Annotated in this window: 12 protein-coding genes and 1 pseudogene; 5 read left to right on the top strand and 8 right to left on the bottom strand. The window is 62.5% G+C overall.

Annotation, left to right across the window (positions count from 1 at the left end; all coding sequences use genetic code 11):
* Window positions 1-23: 23 nt before the first annotated feature.
* The gene (locus BLT08_RS15335; protein WP_090309478.1) at window positions 24-1,574 is read right to left on the bottom strand and encodes a sugar ABC transporter substrate-binding protein; all 1,551 of its coding nucleotides are present in this window, start codon (window positions 1,572-1,574) and stop codon (window positions 24-26) included.
* A 210-nt stretch (window positions 1,575-1,784) separates the two neighbouring features.
* On the opposite strand from BLT08_RS15335, the gene BLT08_RS15330 reads away from it, so the two are divergent.
* Together BLT08_RS15330 and BLT08_RS15325 are read left to right on the top strand one after the other, a co-directional pair.
* Window positions 1,785-1,976: a hypothetical protein gene (locus tag BLT08_RS15330; RefSeq protein WP_245724235.1), complete on the top strand. Its 192-nt coding sequence runs from the start codon at window positions 1,785-1,787 to the stop codon at window positions 1,974-1,976.
* 72 nt (window positions 1,977-2,048) lie between these two features.
* The gene (locus BLT08_RS15325; protein WP_090309472.1) at window positions 2,049-3,692 is read left to right on the top strand and encodes a TCP-1/cpn60 chaperonin family protein; all 1,644 of its coding nucleotides are present in this window, start codon (window positions 2,049-2,051) and stop codon (window positions 3,690-3,692) included.
* Here the strand turns inward: BLT08_RS15325 and BLT08_RS15320 are convergent, their stop codons facing one another.
* Together BLT08_RS15320 and BLT08_RS15315 are read right to left on the bottom strand one after the other, a co-directional pair.
* The gene (locus BLT08_RS15320; protein ID WP_090309469.1) at window positions 3,693-4,385 is read right to left on the bottom strand and encodes a hypothetical protein; all 693 of its coding nucleotides are present in this window, start codon (window positions 4,383-4,385) and stop codon (window positions 3,693-3,695) included. It abuts the gene before it with no gap.
* A 6-nt stretch (window positions 4,386-4,391) separates the two neighbouring features.
* Complete coding sequence (locus tag BLT08_RS15315) at window positions 4,392-5,588, bottom strand: ABC transporter ATP-binding protein (protein WP_090309466.1); 1,197 nt, start codon at window positions 5,586-5,588, stop codon at window positions 4,392-4,394.
* Window positions 5,589-5,708: 120 nt separating this feature from the next.
* Between BLT08_RS15315 and BLT08_RS23770 the strand changes: the two are divergent.
* A pseudogene (locus BLT08_RS23770) lies at window positions 5,709-5,921 on the top strand (beta-galactosidase); the annotation flags it as partial.
* A 95-nt stretch (window positions 5,922-6,016) separates the two neighbouring features.
* The gene (locus BLT08_RS15305; protein ID WP_090309461.1) at window positions 6,017-6,268 is read left to right on the top strand and encodes a beta-galactosidase trimerization domain-containing protein; all 252 of its coding nucleotides are present in this window, start codon (window positions 6,017-6,019) and stop codon (window positions 6,266-6,268) included.
* Between the two features lie 725 nt (window positions 6,269-6,993).
* On the opposite strand, the gene BLT08_RS15300 is transcribed toward BLT08_RS15305, so the two are convergent.
* The 4 genes from BLT08_RS15300 to xacF form a co-directional block, all read right to left on the bottom strand.
* Entirely contained in the window at window positions 6,994-8,037 is a 1,044-nt protein-coding gene (locus tag BLT08_RS15300) for a zinc-dependent alcohol dehydrogenase (protein ID WP_090309457.1), read from the bottom strand.
* Window positions 8,038-8,095: 58 nt separating this feature from the next.
* Entirely contained in the window at window positions 8,096-9,178 is a 1,083-nt protein-coding gene (gene gfo6 / locus BLT08_RS15295; RefSeq protein WP_090309452.1) for a D-xylose 1-dehydrogenase Gfo6, read from the bottom strand.
* 888 nt (window positions 9,179-10,066) lie between these two features.
* Window positions 10,067-11,302 (bottom strand): mandelate racemase/muconate lactonizing enzyme family protein, encoded by a 1,236-nt coding sequence (locus tag BLT08_RS15290; RefSeq protein ID WP_090309448.1) that lies wholly within the window; start codon window positions 11,300-11,302, stop codon window positions 10,067-10,069.
* A gap of 173 nt (window positions 11,303-11,475) precedes the next feature.
* Complete coding sequence (gene xacF / locus BLT08_RS15285) at window positions 11,476-12,924, bottom strand: 2,5-dioxovalerate dehydrogenase (protein ID WP_090309444.1); 1,449 nt, start codon at window positions 12,922-12,924, stop codon at window positions 11,476-11,478.
* Between the two features lie 179 nt (window positions 12,925-13,103).
* Here xacF and BLT08_RS15280 point away from each other — a divergent pair, with 179 nt between their 5' ends.
* The gene (locus BLT08_RS15280; protein ID WP_090309440.1) at window positions 13,104-13,976 is read left to right on the top strand and encodes a fumarylacetoacetate hydrolase family protein; all 873 of its coding nucleotides are present in this window, start codon (window positions 13,104-13,106) and stop codon (window positions 13,974-13,976) included.
* A 200-nt stretch (window positions 13,977-14,176) separates the two neighbouring features.
* Here the strand turns inward: BLT08_RS15280 and BLT08_RS15275 are convergent, their stop codons facing one another.
* Window positions 14,177-15,991, bottom strand: coding sequence for an ABC transporter substrate-binding protein (locus tag BLT08_RS15275; RefSeq protein ID WP_090310133.1), 1,815 nt, complete (start codon window positions 15,989-15,991; stop codon window positions 14,177-14,179).
* Between the last annotated feature and the right edge of the window lie 122 nt (window positions 15,992-16,113).

Genomic DNA, 16,113 nt, shown 5'->3' with positions numbered 1-16,113 from the left:
GGATGTGTCATCGTGTGTCGATCTCACTCGTACGGGTTCCAGATCTGAGGCGTGTCGCCGTCGCCCTGAATCCACGCCTGCAGTTCGTCGGGTGCGTCGTCGAGGTCCGGCTCGTCCGTATTCTCCCCGAGATCGTAATCGACTTCGTCGGTGATCGTCTCTCGAACCTGATTCGCCTGGCTGACGATCGCTTCCTTCGGATCCTCGTCTGCACCGAGGATCGCAGAAATCGCAATCGAATACGCGTCCGTGGTTCCCTCCAGATCGCCGAGGAACGGCGCGTTCTGTTCGGGACCGGAGATCCCGTAGCGGGCAGTGTCTTCGGCTTGCTCGAGTCGCGCGTCGATCCACTCGTCGGGAATATCCGTCGTGTTCTCGGTGAACGGCTGGATCTCATCCTGAGCCTCCCGAACTGGCAAGAAGTTCGGTGCCGCTTCCGGAAAGTATCCTTCCATGGTGTCGGGAAGCGTCATGTACCGGATGAACTCCATCGACTGCTCGTCGTCGACGTCGTGTTGGGTGTAATCCGACTCGAACGCCGAGAGACAGCTGCCACCCATGAAGGCGGTGTTGGTCCCCATCGGTCCCTCCGGAATCGTACTGAGTTCGGTGACCTCTCCGACCTCCTCGCCGTCGCTGGCCATCTCGTTGGCGGTGTCGCCGGAGTTGATCATGAACGCGACGTCGCCGCCGCGGTACAGCTGCTCGGCGTCGGTGCCGTCCATTCCCGCCCAGCCGCCGGGACCGATATCCCACTCCTCCTGGAAGCTCGCCATCCAGAGGTGACTGAACAGCGACGTCGGAGAGTCTAACTCGACGGACCACTGCTCGCCGTCGTGATCGAAGAACGAGCCGCCGGACTGGACGGTCGCACCGTAGAGTGCCTGTCCGGTCCCCGTGTCCTGAGAACCACTCGAGACGAAGCCGGTCTTGTCGGTCTCGTCGACGACGTCCATCGCCATGTGAACCATCTCTTCCCACGTCTCGGGGATGCTATCGTGACCGGCGTCCTCGAGGATGTCCATGTTCGCATAGAGGTTCCGAACCTCGATGAACCAGGGGAACCCCCAAACGTCGTCCTCGTACTGCCCCCAGAACGACGGCGTTTCGTACCAGTCGTCGTACTCCTCGAACAGTTCCGTGTTCGGCTGGACGACGCCGGAGGAACCGTAGTCGACGGCGTGTTCGTTGGCCATCTCGCTGACGTTGGGCGTGCTTTGGCCCTGGATGGCGGACATCCACTGTTCGAAGACCTGGTTCCACGTCACGACGTCGGTGGTGAGGTTGACCTCGCCATCGTACCAGTCCTCGAACTCTTCTGCGGCGTTCCTGATCGCTTCCTCCTCCTCGGGGATGTAGCCCCGCATCGTCCACCAGAGGAAGTCCCCTTCGCTCGTCCCGCCGGTACACCCTGCTAACCCGGCAGTCGCCCCTGCCGTAGCCATCGCGCCCGCAGTTTCCATGAACCCGCGGCGCGAGTACTCGTCGTCCGCAGCCGGATCGGAACTCGGCGTGGCTGTGCAGTCCGGTCGATCACTACCACTGTCTCTGCCAGACGTGGCTCTCCCTGACATACCATAGAGATACCGACTAACCCATAAATAACTTCGTATATCTGTCACACGATTTGGTTATCACGGCCGAACACTCCGCTATACGTGGCTTTGAAGATATATTGTCCAGTACGGTCGGCTATCGAACGTCGTGATTTCAGCGCGTCCGTCACACAACAGACGGTGGAGGGCAATCTTTTATGAGGGTCCGACCCAATTCCTCGAACGATCATGGCAGTCCAAACTATCGAATCGCGAACGGTAGGTACCGCTGGGGCGCTTGCGGTCGGGTTTCTACTCCTCGCCGCCGCTGGCGTCTGGTTCATACTCACACAGGGATGGGGATTGATATTCGAGATTACCTACCTCCTGGTTCTGGTGATCGCACTATCGCTTATCGTCGACCGGCTGTTCATCCGGTAGGTGTCGACGATGGACGATACCCCCTACCCAGTACGGAACGTCGCACGCACAGTACGGAGGTGTCTCCGATAAATGCCGGACGCTAACGCGTCCGCAGCCGTCAGCTGGGAACAGCTGTCCGCGGGCGAAACGAGGAGCGGGATCCAACAGGCTGCCCGCGAGATGGGCGAGCTCGTCCGAAGCACGCTCGGACCGTTAGGCGCCGACAAGATGATCGTGCGGCGAATGGACGACGATAGGCTCCGCACGTTCGTCACCAACAACGGCGTCGCGATCCTCGAGGAGTTCGAGGGCGAGACGGATCACCCGATCGCGAACCGGTTCATCGCGCTCGCGGAGGACCACGAAGACGCACTCGGTGACGGGACGACCACGACGGTACTGTTGGCCAGCGATCTTCTGACGAGCGGCGTGGATCTGATCGAGGCTGGCGTTCCACCCGTCGACGTCATCGAGGGGTTCTCGATCGGCGCACAGCGAACGCTCGAGGTCTGGGACGAGATCGGAATTCCAGTCGCAGACGCCGACCGACCGACGACGCGAGCCGCGTTCGACGAATCGGTGCTCGAGCGGATCGCACACAGCGGGATGACCAACGGTCGCCTCGGCGCCTGGCCGCTCGAACAGTTCGCCGACGACGTCGTCGACGCCGTCTTTCGGGCGTGGGAACCGGAGCGGGACCGCGTCCACATCGGGTACGTCTCCATCGAAGCGATTCCCGGGGGCGACGCGTCGTCGTCGTCGGTGATCCCCGGAACGCTTCTGCCGGACGATCCGATGGTCGCACACCTGCTGCCCGTCGACGGCGACGTCCTCCTCGTCGACGGCTCGCTTCAGCCCCGCGAGATCACGGCCGGTTCCGTGACGGTCAGTGCCGACTGCGCCGACGGGTTCGACGACCGCGAGACCGACGGCGAGCGGATCGCGGCGTCGATCGCCGACTCGAACTGTGCGGCGGTCTTCGCCACCGGCGACGTAACCCACGAGATCGGCGAACAACTGGCTGCACGCGGCGTCGTGTGTTTCCGAAACGTCAAGGACTCGTCCATCGACGTCCTGTCGCGGGTGACCGGGGCGACGATCCGCGGGCCGGTCACACCCGGCGAACCCGCGACACCCGACGAGTTCGGTCGCGGGACGGTCAGATTGCGCGAGGCACAGAACGACAAGACGTGGCTGGAGGTCACGGCTCCAGACGGTGTCGATCCGCAGACCGTCGGGCTGGTCGTCCGTGGCGGCACCGAGAGCGCCGCCGACGAGGCGAAACGACGAATCACGGCCGGTCTCAACGCGGTTCGCGCGGCGATCAAGCGACCCGTCGCGCTCCCCGGCGGCGGCGCGGCCGAGGTCGAAGCGGCGAGAGCCGTCCGGCAGTTAGCCCCGAGATTCGACGGGCGCGAGCAGCTGGCCGTCGAGGAGTTCGCGACCGTCCTCGAGTCGATCCCGCAGACGTTGGCGCGAAATGCGGGCCACGACCCGATCGATGCCCTGACCGAACTGCGCACGCACCACGACGCTGGACACACGCACGCAGGGATCGATGCCTCCGGCCGGATCGTCGAGGATACCGTTACAGCCAGTGACGCACTCGACGCCCAGCTGATTCGGACGAACAATTTGGCCTGGAGCGTCGAGTTCGCGAACTCGTTGTTCAGGGTCGACAACGTCGTGTTCGATACGTCCCCACCGATCGACCTGGACGAAATCGGCCGATAGTCAGAGCAAGAACGCGGTGATCACGCCGACGAGCGTCACCGGCAGCACGCTCACGACGCTTCGTTTCTCGTCAATGTCGTACAGGTGTTGGACGACGGGCAATAGCAGGAATCCCGTCACGACCCAGGCGGTAGCCTTGAGGATGCGAACCGCGTGCATCTGCGTCGAGTCGTAGACGAACGAGTACGCCGTCGTCGCGAACTCGACTGTGCCGTCACCGTTCTGTGCGGCCGCGTCCGCGCTCACGCCGTCGGGAACGCTGATGGTCGCGATCACCACCGAGCCGACGAGGAAGACCGGTGCGAACAGGACCGTCAGATAGCCGCCGAACTTGAACATATCCGCGACCATATCCTCCTCGTCCGAGAGAAAGCCGGCGATGACGCCGACGAGTCCGAAGTAGCAAAACCACGAGAAGATGACGACGAACGAGCCGAAGAGGACGTTGACGACGAGCGCCGCGGGCCACCCGGGAAAGACGTAGCCTTCGACGATGATAAACGGCTCGCTGAGGTACTCGAAGGCACCGCGAGCGAGCGAGTGGAGTGCGAGTCCGAACAGCGCCGGCAACCAGCCGTACCGTCGGACCACGCGAATCATCCCGTCGATATCGTTCGATTGGACGAGCTTGCGCCACGGTCGAATCACCGTCCAGTTCGAGGGGCGACGGTCGTCGTTGGCGTTGCGACCCATCGTTGCTTATGCAGACGGGGCGATTTCCCGTTCCAGTTCATCGAGGTGGGCGACATTGAGACCGGTGTCGGCGTCGAACACGTGGATCTGCTCGAGGTCGAAGTGCAGAAACACTTCGTGTGCGTCCTCGGAGATCGACTCGGGTTCGATGAACGCCTTGCGCTCTTGGACCTCCGTCTCCGGCGCCGCATCGTCGCTGAGGGTGGCGGCTTCCGTCGAGACGAGACTCCCGGTGTCTTCCAGTTCGAAGTACAGCAGATCGTGTCCGCCCAGCGGCTCGATGATGTCGACGTAGGCGGCGACGTGTTCCTCGCTGCTCGTCCGGCTGACGCTGACGTCTTCGGGACGGACGCCGAGTTTCAACTCGTCGGTGGTCGCGTCCTCGATCTGGGCCGCTCGTTCGGCGTCGATCTCGAGGTCGACGTCGCCGACGAGTCGGCCGCCGTCGTCCGTCGGCTCGTAGGTCACGTCGAAGACGTTCATCGACGGACTGCCGATGAACTGGGCGACGAACAGGTTCCGCGGGTGGTTGTAGACGTCTCGAGGCGTGCCGACCTGCTGGAGTTCGCCGTGATTGAGGATGGCGATTCGGTCGGACATCGTCATCGCCTCCTCCTGGTCGTGGGTAACGTAGATGGCCGTGGTCTCGAGTTCCTGTTGCATCCGCTGGAGTTCGGTTCGCATGTGCTTACGGAGTTTCGCATCGAGGTTCGACAGCGGCTCGTCGAACAGGAAGACGGCGGGCTCTCTGACGATCGCCCGCCCGGTCGCCACGCGCTGTTGCTGACCGCCCGAGAGCTGTTTCGGTCGGTCGTCGAGTAACTCGGGAATGCCCATGAGTTCGGCGACGTCATCGACGCGCTCGTAGATCTCCTCGTCGGACAGATTGGTCGATCGTTTGAGACCGAACGCCATGTTCTCGCGGACGCTCAGGTGGGGGTACAGTGCGTAGCTTTGGAACACCATCGCGATGTCGCGGTGACGCGGCGGGAGTTTGTTGACGGTCTCCCCGCCGATCGATATCGTTCCGTCGGTGATATCCTCGAGGCCGGCGACCATTCGCAGCAGCGTCGACTTCCCGGAACCGCTCGGGCCCACGAGCGTCAGGAACTCGCCGCTCTCGATCGTGAGATCGAATCCGTCGACGGCGACGATCTCACCGTCGTACACCTTTCTCACGCTAGTAAAGTCGATCGAACTCATGGTAAACACGTTCGAAAGCGACCGTTAATATTCTTTGGGTGGGAGCGCACTGACAGCCCCCTGGAGTCTGCAGCAAAGACTTTCGAGAGCGAAGACTGTGCAGTCGGTATACACATCTGAGTCTGTTACTTTCCGGAGCACTGGCCGCGCGATCGGTGGGAGACCGACGTTCAGCACATGGCCGACGCCGGTATCGAGTACGTCCGCATGGGCGAGTTCGCCTGGTCACGCATCGAACCCGAACCCGGCGCGTTCGACGTCGAGTGGCTCGATGAAGTCCTCGACCTCGTCGGCGGCCACGGGATGCGGGCGGTGCTCAGTACGCCGACAGCTCACCGGCTCGAGGCTACGAGGGTGCCGCGGACGCCGCGGCGGAGTTCTCGGCGCTCTCGGACCTCGACTGTCCGTAGCCGTCCGCCGACGTCGCCATCGTCGTCGACTACGAGAGCCTGTGGGCGCTCGAAGAGCAACCGATGCACCCCGACTTCGACTACTGGGAGCACGCGCTGACGTACTACCGGGCACTGCGCGCTCACGGTGTCACCGTCGACGTCGTGACGTCCGAGTCGGATCTCTCCACCTATCGGGCGCTGGTCGCCCCGACGCACCACCTCGTCGACGACGTCGAGCGGCTTCCGACGCGCGTTCGGCTCTGGGAGCGGGAATCAGTAGGGGGTTAGTCGGCACCGTGTTTCGGGAGAAACCCGCAGTCCGGGCAACCCATAGGATGCTGATCCACCGCGATCGTTCGAGTACAACGAGGACACTCGTACTTCATAGCACAGCGCACTATCGCTGATTACTAAAACCTTACTACGACGATCGTCGAACCAACGCGTGCATTCTCGAACGCAGTTGCATCGGTCGTCGGAGACCACGACACCGGATCGCTAGCTCTCGCTGATCGCTCTCAAGAAGGAAATTCGCGTACCTGCTGGTTTCGAGCGGACCGAAGGCGACGGCCGTTACCCCCTTGAAGCGGACGGCGACGCAAGCGGCGTACACAAGAGCTGTGGCGATGTGCTGCTCTGGTCTCGATGGATCGTCCACAAACAACGAACCGCCCTACGAACACCGCGATTCAGAGTGCCCAATTCGAAGAGTGGGTCGTCGGAGCATCGATCCGTCGAGCTACGACTGTAGGGATGCTCGTGATCACGGCGAGACGCGGCTGATGGCTGACGACTGTTGACGACCCGTTCTCGACAACGTGACGGAGGCTACTAAATAATTCGGTGACAGTCGGCCGAAGAGGCACCAGTGTTCCTGACTCGTTCCCCTCGCTCAGTACGGTGAAGACCGAACGCTCGATGAGTGCCTCTTCGGCAGCCTCGATGATCACCTGCGCGGCGAGGTTTCGAACGGAAAGCGCGTCGAAGTGGTCAGAACGGCCGTCTAAAACGACTTACTCTCGCATCACACTAACGTCGAAGACGGGTTTGCAGGTGTCTCCCGCCAGGAACGCTTCGAACGCCTCGTCGGCCTCGAGCAGCGAGTACCGATCATCGAGGAGCGTCTCGAGGTCGACATCGCCGGGCTCGATGAGACGCATCGACCGCTCGAAGTCCTCCCAAGTCGAGGCGTAGGAACACTGCAGGTCGATCTCCGCGCGGACGAGCGGCGAGTACTCCATCGTCGTCTCGCCCGTCTGGCCAACCATGACGATCTGGCCGCCCTTTCGCACCTCGTCGACGGCCATCGTCAGTCCGGAGGGGTGGCCGGTCGTGTCGAAGACGACGTCGTAACCGACGCCGTCGGTCAGTTCTCCGCGGGCAGTCTCGAGGTCGTGTTCCTCGACGTTGAGCGTTCGGAAGCCGAGTTCCTCGGCGAGTGGGAGCCGATAGTTGGTGTCGCTGCTGACGCCGGCGACGACGACGTCACCGCCTTGGGCGTCGGCAATCTGGGCCGTCAGGAGTCCGATCGGTCCCGGGCCGGCGACCATGACGCGCGATCCGGCACCGACGCGCGAGTTCCGGATGACCGCTCGAGCGCCGATGCTCGTCGGTTCGACGAGCGCGGCGTGCTCGGGGTCAACGTCGCTGGGGACGTGTTGGAGCGCGGTTTCGGGAACGGCGATGTATCCCGCGTACGCGCCGTCGTGGTCGACGCCGGTGATGACCGCGTCCTGGCAGACGTTTTCTTCGCCGATCTGACACTGATAGCAGGTGCCACAGCTACGAATCGGTCGCTCGACGACGCGATCGCCCAGTTCGAACATCGTAACGCTCTCACCGACGTCGACGACGCGGCCGGTGTACTCGTGACCGATGGTCGTGGGAAGCGACATCCGTTCGAATGCCGATTTGAACTTGTAGATCCCCGCGTCGCTGCCGCAGAGGCCCGCGTAATCGACTTCGATCAACACTTCATCAGGTGCCGGCTCCGGACGCTCGCGGTCGACGAGTTCCATTCGTCCGTACTCCCGACTCGTTTTAGCAAGTGCGTGCATATCTCACGTCCTTCGGCGACGAGTATAATTCTATGGGAGTGACTGATCCGGCTCCGAATCAGTGGTCGATATCGATTGGGCCGTCGTACTCGGCGGCCTCGTGGATCGCTCGGATCGTTCGCATATCCGCGAGTCCGTGGCGGCCGTCGGGGAGGATCGGCGCACCGCTTTCGACGCGATCGGCAAAGTAAGCAAACTCCTCGCGCATCTCCTCGACGGCGCCGTAGTCGGTATCCTCGATCGTCGCACGGAGGCTCCCCGACGAGAGGTGAAGCGTCGCCTCACCGTGGAACGCGGGCGTGAGTTCGATCGTTCCCTCGGTGCCGATGATCTTGAGCTGCGTATCCTGCTGAGCGTGCTGGCTGGTCGTACAGACCAGCGGCAGATCACCCTCGAGCGTGAGTGTAAACGTCGCCGTCTGATCGGGAACGTCCTCGAACGCCTCGTGCGAGGAAGCCATCCGCGCGCTCACCCGCACGGGATCGCGCTCGAGGAGGAATCGCGCGGTGTTGATCGGGTAGATTCCGAGATCCATCACGGAGGTGCCGTAGCCGGTGACGTCGGGATCGAGCCGCCACTGGTCGGGATCCGGATTCATCTCGAGGATCGGCTGGGTGTTGTTGCCGTAGACGTGAGTCGGCTCGCCGACGAAACCGTCCTCGATGAGTTCTTTCGCTCGCCTGACGGCAGGTTCGGTCTGCATCCGGTAGGCCGTCATCAGCGGAATATCGGCGTCCTCGGCGGCCTCGACGAGTCGTTCGGCGCGTTCGACGGTCGCCTCGAGGGGCTTCTCACAGAGGACGGCCTTGCCGAGTTCGGCGGCGGTCTCGACGTACTCGAGGTGGTACGCGTTCGGCGTCCCGACGTAGACCGCGTCGTACGCATCGGTCGCGGCGCCGTCGTGGAAGTCGTCGTAGGTGATCGCCTCGGAAACTTCGTGTCGGTCGGCCAGCCGCTTTGCTTTCTCTGCGGAGGAACTGACGAGGACGGTCGTCTCGCAGGACGCCGATTGCTCGATCGCGGGAATAACGACATCGACGGTCCACCAGCCGAGACCGACCAGTGCGAAGCGGACGGTTCCGTCGGTCTCCGTCTCCCAATCGCGTTCTCCGAACCGGTCGAGTACGGAACGAGTTTCCATGCACCTCATTCCGTCAACGGGGCTTAAAATCGTTCGCGTCGGTCCTCTCGGCTCGATTTCTCAGTATACTTCCGGATCGTACTAGTTACGAGAACAGTGTTCTCCCTCACAGAACAGATGTTCGTCAGGCTGCGACACTAATTCGTCTTCTCACGAGTTGTCCGGTGAATCAGTCGATTGACGTAGCTAGTAGCCCCCTCGAGAGATCGGACTGGAAGCTAGCAACAGTGCCGTGACAAACGTACGGCTGTAATATGAGACGTCTATCGGTAGTTCGAACCGACTGTTACAGCAGTGGAGCGTAATCGATCGTTCGCCGACGGCTCGAGTCGAGAGGGAGGGCTGAGTATCTCGAAGCGATAGTAAAATCGGCTCAGTAGACCGCCAATCACGTACTCAGCGGTTGTACCGTCGACACGGAACATTGCCAACGGCTGTCGTGGCATACCGTGTATAACGCAGGTGTTGTTCTGTAGTGGTAGATACTGTTCTGTAGCGGAAAATAGTATTCCGTGCGACTCGAGGAGCTGTCGTCACGAGTGGGCGTCGACGGCGATCTCGCTTCCGCGCCGACGGTGTGAGCCCGTTGACGCTGGCGAACGTTGGCATCGTGGACACCGTCGGCAGAAACGGGCTGCAATAGTCGGCCGTCGTGTCAGTCACGGCGATCCAGCGTCGCGACTACCGGCGCTGTACATCTGAAGAATCGGCGGCTTCGCTGTGTACCACGAGACCGTCCGAAAAAGGCCGGGTTGCTATGGGAGAGGGGCGGTTCGTGTGTTCGGCGGAGCTACTCCCGCCGAACGACCCGGACAGAACTCCGCGAGTATGACGTCGGCTTATGCCGCGTCGAACACCGCTGAGCGGATCGCAGTGAGCCCGAGGAAGCTACGCTTCATCGAAGAGAGTCTCGCCCTCGACCATGTACTCCTCGACCGCGTCGAGATCGAGCGTGAGTCCGAGCCCCGGTTTCTCGGGAACCGCCATGCGCCCGTTCTCGATGAGGTTGTCTTCCTCGACCAGGTCCTCCCACCAGTCCAACTGGTAGGAGTGGTACTCGACGGCCAGCGAGTTGGGGATCGCTGCGGCGACCTGTGCGGACGCCATCGTCCCGATCGGCGAGGAGACGTTGTGCATCGCCACGGGCGTGTAGTAGAGATCCGCGAGCTGTGCTACCTTCTGCGTCTCGCGCATCCCGCCCACGCGGGGCAGGTCCGGCGCGATGATGTCCACCGCCTGTTCCTCGAGCAGCCGACGCTGGCCGTGGGTCCGGTAGACGTTCTCCCCGACGGTGATCGGCGTCGTCGTCGACTGGGTGACCTCGCGCTGGACGTCGTGGTTCTCCGGCGGCACGGGGTCCTCGAGCCACCAGACGTCGTACGCCTCGAGTTCGCGGGCGAGTCGTTTCGCGGAGCCGGCGGAGAACGACCAGTGGCAGTCGAACGCCACGTCGGCTCTGTCCCCGACGCGTTCGGTGACCTCGCGGACGATCTCGACCTTGTGGTCGATTTCGGGGCCGCGAAGGTGGCGGTTCGCGCGGTCTTTCTCGTGGCCGGAGGGAACGTCCAGGTCGAACTTGATGGCGTCGTACCCCAACTCTTCGACGACGCGTTCGCCTTCGTCGGCACACGCGACCGGGTTGGCCTCGTCCTCGGTGTGCAGGTCACAGTAGATTCGGACCTCGTCGCGGTACTTCCCGCCGACGAGTTGGTACGCGGGAACGTCGAGGATCTTGCCCGCGACGTCGTGGAGCGCGATCTCGATGCCCGAGATGGCCGAGACGACCTTGCCCGAGATCGAGCCTTCGCCGGACATCTTCTGGATGAGGTGTTCGTACAGTCGGTCGATATCGAGCGGGTTCTCGCCGACGAGGAACGGCGTCATCCGTTCGATGATCGCGTCGTCGCCGCCGCCCCAGTAGGACTCGCCCGTTCCGACCAGTCCGGCGTCCGTGTAGACGCGAACGAGGATCCACGGGTAGTTGCCGTCGACCATCGTCGTCTGGACGTCCGTGATCTCCACATCGCGTGGTCCGCGGTCGGCGTCTAAGTTCATCGTCTCCGCCGAGAGGTCGCGCATCGTATACTCTGCGTTCGGATCGTGTAGCGTCCGGTAGTTCGGCATACGATCGACATATATTCGGCGGGGTATATCACGTTTGGCATGTCGACTACTGGCACTGGTACCGCCGATGCGTTCTGCGTGGGTGGATTCCAGTTCCGAAGCAGTGCTGACGGCTCGCTCAACAGGGAACGTCCTCGAAAAATGATTGTCGTCGTCGCGCGCCGTCGGCTCCGTCAGAAACTGTCGTAGACGGTTTTCTCGATCGTGTAGAAGTCGATCCCGGCGTCACCCTGCTCGCGCCAGGTCTCGCTCGAGGACTGCTTGAACCCGCCGAACGGAACGTGCAGCTCGAGGCCGGTCGTCTTCGCGTTGATTTTGGCGACACCGGCCTCGACCTCGTCGACGAAGCGCTCCGCTTCGGTGTGATCGTCCGTGACGATACTCGCCGAGAGGCCGTAGTCGACGTCGTTTGCGGTCTCGAGACCGTCCTCGAAGTCCTCGACTTCGATCACGGCGAGGACGGGGCCGAACACCTCCTCCTGAGCGATACGGAAGTCGTTCTCGACGTCCGAGAAGACCGTCGGCTCGACGTAGTAGCCGTCGCCGAATCGCTCGCCGTCGGGCTGGCCGCCGCCCGTCTCGAGGGTCGCACCCTCGTCCTCGGCGATCCCGATGTAGTCGAGGGTTCCCTCGAGTTCGCTCTCGGTAACCTGTGGCCCCATATCGTACTCGTCGCCGGGACCGATCTCGATCGATTCAGCCTCCGCGACGACCGCGTCGACGAACTCGTCGTAGACGTCCGTGTGCACGATCGCGCGTGAACAGGCGGTGCAGGCCTGGCCAGTGACGCCGAACGCGCCTGCAGCGACGATTTCGGCGGCTTCCTCGACGTCGGCGCTGTCGGAGACGACGGTCGGGTTCTTCCCGCCGAGTTCGGTCTGGACGCGCTTGCCGTCGTCGGTGGCCGAGTCGTAGACCATGTGGCCGACCTTCCCGGAGCCGGTAAAGGAGACGGCGTCGACGTCCTCGTGGGTGACGAGTGCGTCCCCGACGGTGCTGCCTGGGCCGGTGACGACGTTCGCGACGCCCTCGGGCAGTCCGGCTTCGTCGAGCGCCTCGAAGAGTTCGACGGCGACGCCGGGAGCGACCTTCGCGGGCTTCATCGCGACCGTGTTGCCGGTCGCGAGCGCCGGCGCGAGCTTCCAGGCCGGGATGGCGATCGGATAGTTCCACGGCGTCACCAGCGAGACGACACCAACTGGCTCGTCGACGGTGTAGAGGTTCGTCCGCGGCCCGCTCGCGGATTTAACCGACCCGCCGAGGTCGCGGGTCTTCTCCGCGTAGTAGTAGAAGATGTCGACGGCCCGCTGGACCTCACCGCCGGCTTCGGCGTGGGTCTTGCCTTCCTCGCGAGTGAGGAGTTCGGTAAGCTCCGCCTTGCGGTCGGCGAGGATCGACGCCGCCTCTCGCAGGATTGCGCCCCGTTCGGGTGCGGGCGTATCCGCCCAGTCGTCCTGGGCCTCCGCCGCGGCTTCGACGGCCGCGTTCGCATCGGCGACGCTCGAGTCGGGATACTCGGCGACGACTTCCGCCGGTGCCGCCGGATCGGTACTCTCGAAGGTCTCGTTCGTCTCGGAGTCGGTCCACTCGCCGCTCACGTAGTTCTGGTAGCGTGCGGTCACGGCAGACACATCGGGGCGGGAGTATAGAATTCTTGTGATCTATACCAAACTCTCCGCTTCGAGAGCACTCGCTCGTTCCGGAGGCTGTACTGTCTCACACAGCGTTTTCGTCGGCCCGTCGGGAGAGTGCCCCGAGCACCAGAGCTAATATGGTTGGGCGAAAAGGGGGTGGTAGCTACATGCGTTACTACCAGCTTTGCGAGGGGGGTTCCCCTCGTCTCGTAGTGGAAACGGCGGGATCACTGTCAGATCTCACCGCGGCAACGTCACAACTGCAGACGTTCGAGGACCTCCTTCGGGCGTCAGCGATCACCAACCAATCCGTCGACGCCGTCGCCGACAGCCTGCTCGGGGACGCGGCCGACCTCTCCGCCGAGGCACTGGAGGAGAGTCCGCCGACGACTCCCGTCTCCTCGGGGGAGATCTGGGCGGCGGGCGTCACGTATCGGATCAGCGAGGAAGCGCGCAAGGCCGAGAGTTCCATGCCGGACATGTATCTGGACGTCTACGAGAACGACCGGCCGGAAGTGTTCTTCAAGGCGACGCCGGACCGAACCGTCGGTCCGAACGAGGGCGTCGGCATTCGCGCCGATTCGGAGTGGGACGTCCCCGAACCGGAACTCGGTGTCGTCCTCTTCGAAGGCGACATCGTCGGCTACACGATCGGCAACGACATGAGTAGCCGCTCGATAGAGGGGCAGAATCCGCTCTACCTCCCACAGGCGAAGGTGTACGACCGGTGTTGTTCGATCGGCCCCTGCGTCCGCTCGGCCGACTCGATCGACGATCCACACGACCTCGAGATGTGGATGACGATCAGTCGGGGCGACGACGTCCTCTACGACGAGTCGACGAACACGGACAAGATGGTCCGATCCGTGGAGGAACTGGTCGACTGTTACGTGGATCACAACGCCGTCCCCGACGTTTCGGTCCTCCTGACGGGGACGTCACTGGTCCCAGACGAGGAGTTCACGCTCCGCGAGGGCGACGAGATCGAAATTGGCCTCGAGGAGATCGGGACGCTCTCGAACACCGTCGTCGAAGTCTGACCGATCTACTCGGCACCGAGACGGCCGGCGCGGCCGTCGGACGGCGAGCGGTCTCTTTCTGGTTCACAGCCAAACCGAACCGAATGCGCTCGGAGCCGTCTCACTCGTCGACAATCCTCGTCCGTCACTGGCGATGACGGGAGCGGCGGTACGAAAAAACGGACTGTTCGATCAACTCGACGCCGTCGGGTTCCGTCGGATTACTCCGGCGAGAGACCGTGCTCAAGGAGGTAGTGAGTGATCCGATTCGAGGTCAACCAGGCGTCCGAGTCGAGATCGAAGTCCCAGTCGCCGACGTTCACCCAGTAGTGTTCGCTCCACGGGTGGACCATCGCGGCGGGCAGGAGCTGATTGTGTACCCACGCGAGCTTGGTCGCGTGCGCTATCGCTTCGTCCTCGTCTTCTGCGGTCGCGATTCCGTCGAGTTCGTCGGGAATATTGACCGTCTCCGTCCCGCCGTCCGGGTTTCCGATCTCGGATACCTCGACTTCTTCCTCGAAGAGGTTTCGCTCGGTGAGAACGCCCCTGTTGGGGTTGTACATCTCCTCGTACAGGTCGGAGTGAGCATGATACTGCCGCGCCATCCCGTAGTTCAGGTGGACGGTCAGATCGAAGTCGAGATCGGCCTCGCTCTCCGATTGCCACGTCGGCATCTCGTTGACGTAGTGATCCATGTCGATCCCGAATTCGGCGAGGTTGTCGGAGATTATCTGCGACGAATCTCTGAACCAGTCGCCTACCGGGAAGTTCAGCGTCCACTCGTCTCCGTCGGGCGTGTACCACGCACCGCCCTCGTAGCTGAAGCCGACGCCCTCGAGTAACTCCTGGGCAGCGTCGGTGTCCTGGGGCGCGTAGTTCGGCATCGCGTCCAGAACGTCGTCCTCGACGAAGTGCTCGGCGTAACCGATGTCGATCCCGGCGGAGTAGGTGTCGACCGGCGTTCCCGGACTGGCGACATTGACGACGTGTTCCATATCGACGGCGTACGCGAGCGCCTGCCGAACTTCCGGATAGTCCCGAATGTACTCGTCGTCCCGACCGAAGATGATCGCGAACGTCTGCCCGGAGAACGACACCGGCGGTTCGTCGTACTTGTCCGGGAGGTCCTCGATCGTCGGATCGTTGTGTTCCCAGTCGACCTCTCCCGCCTGGAGCCCCTGTTCGCCCTCGTACTGTCCGTGTCGGAGGTAGAAGTCCCAGTCCTGTGCGACCGGATGATTCTGGTTCGGAACCTGATCTGCGTACTCTTCGTTCGCTTCGACGAACATGAACGGACCCGATACCAGAATCTGATCCCAGTGGGGGGCGGCCGAAACGAGGTCCCGCTGAACGTCCTCGATCTCGTCGTCGGTCGCACTCTCGAACTCCTCGACGATGGGACCGAACTGCTCCTCGGAGACGTCGAGGAGCATTTCAGCCCATTGATTCAACCAGAGTTCCTCCTCGAGACCGACGTACTCCTCTCGCGGTTCGATCTCGAACGTGTGGTCGTCGACGACTCGAATGCCGTCCTCGGGGTCGACGTACTGCTGGAGACCCATCTCCATGTACGCCTCCAGCTTGAGTGCGGTCACGAAGTCGCCGGCGGTGATAGGGGTCCCGTTGGACCAGCCGTACTCGTCGCTGATCTCGACCGTCGTGAGACGGGTTTCCTCGTCGATCTCCCACCCCTCTGCAATGCGGTGAATGAACTCTCCATCGTCCGTGTTGTAGACGGAGAGGTACTCGTACATCGTCTCCTGGGCGTCTCCCGCGTTCCAAGAGGTGTGGTACGGGTTGAAAGTATACTCGCCGTTGAACGGGTTGACTGCGCCGGACGGGACGACCTCGTTCATCTCGTCTTCGTAGTCTTCCGGGTATTCGATGTCGACCTCGTCGAAATCGCCACCCAGTAAGTCCGACGCGTCGTCATCTCCACCGAAACAGCCCGCGAGTGTCGCTGCACCTGTCGCACCGGTTGCTGCCAGGATCCGACGCCGCGTCAGATACTCCTGGCGATGTTTCTTTGCTGGCATCGTCATAATATGTATTATAATACATGATAAGTGTTTCGGGGTACCATCCCACACTGAGTAGTTAGTTTGGATATTCATATTTTCGGCACTAATTATGAGAGATGAGATTCGAATACCGACCG

The organism is Natronorubrum texcoconense, from assembly GCF_900100335.1.
Classification (GTDB): Archaea; Halobacteriota; Halobacteria; order Halobacteriales; family Natrialbaceae; genus Natronorubrum; species Natronorubrum texcoconense.
Note: the sequence above shows the minus strand (reverse complement) of the source record. Positions and strands in the feature narration are given on the sequence as shown.

What these genes read in the sequence shown, in the direction of transcription:
- BLT08_RS15335 (WP_090309478.1), bottom strand. Translation starts at nt 1,574, where the DNA reads ATGTCAGGGAGAGCCACGTCTGGCAGAGACAGTGGTAGTGATCGACCG.
- BLT08_RS15330 (WP_245724235.1), top strand. Translation starts at nt 1,785, where the DNA reads ATGGCAGTCCAAACTATCGAATCGCGAACGGTAGGTACCGCTGGGGCG.
- BLT08_RS15325 (WP_090309472.1), top strand. Translation starts at nt 2,049, where the DNA reads ATGCCGGACGCTAACGCGTCCGCAGCCGTCAGCTGGGAACAGCTGTCC.
- BLT08_RS15320 (WP_090309469.1), bottom strand. Translation starts at nt 4,385, where the DNA reads ATGGGTCGCAACGCCAACGACGACCGTCGCCCCTCGAACTGGACGGTG.
- BLT08_RS15315 (WP_090309466.1), bottom strand. Translation starts at nt 5,588, where the DNA reads ATGAGTTCGATCGACTTTACTAGCGTGAGAAAGGTGTACGACGGTGAG.
- BLT08_RS15300 (WP_090309457.1), bottom strand. Translation starts at nt 8,037, where the DNA reads ATGCACGCACTTGCTAAAACGAGTCGGGAGTACGGACGAATGGAACTC.
- gfo6 (WP_090309452.1), bottom strand. Translation starts at nt 9,178, where the DNA reads ATGGAAACTCGTTCCGTACTCGACCGGTTCGGAGAACGCGATTGGGAG.
- BLT08_RS15290 (WP_090309448.1), bottom strand. Translation starts at nt 11,302, where the DNA reads ATGCCGAACTACCGGACGCTACACGATCCGAACGCAGAGTATACGATG.
- BLT08_RS15280 (WP_090309440.1), top strand. Translation starts at nt 13,104, where the DNA reads ATGCGTTACTACCAGCTTTGCGAGGGGGGTTCCCCTCGTCTCGTAGTG.
- BLT08_RS15275 (WP_090310133.1), bottom strand. Translation starts at nt 15,991, where the DNA reads ATGCCAGCAAAGAAACATCGCCAGGAGTATCTGACGCGGCGTCGGATC.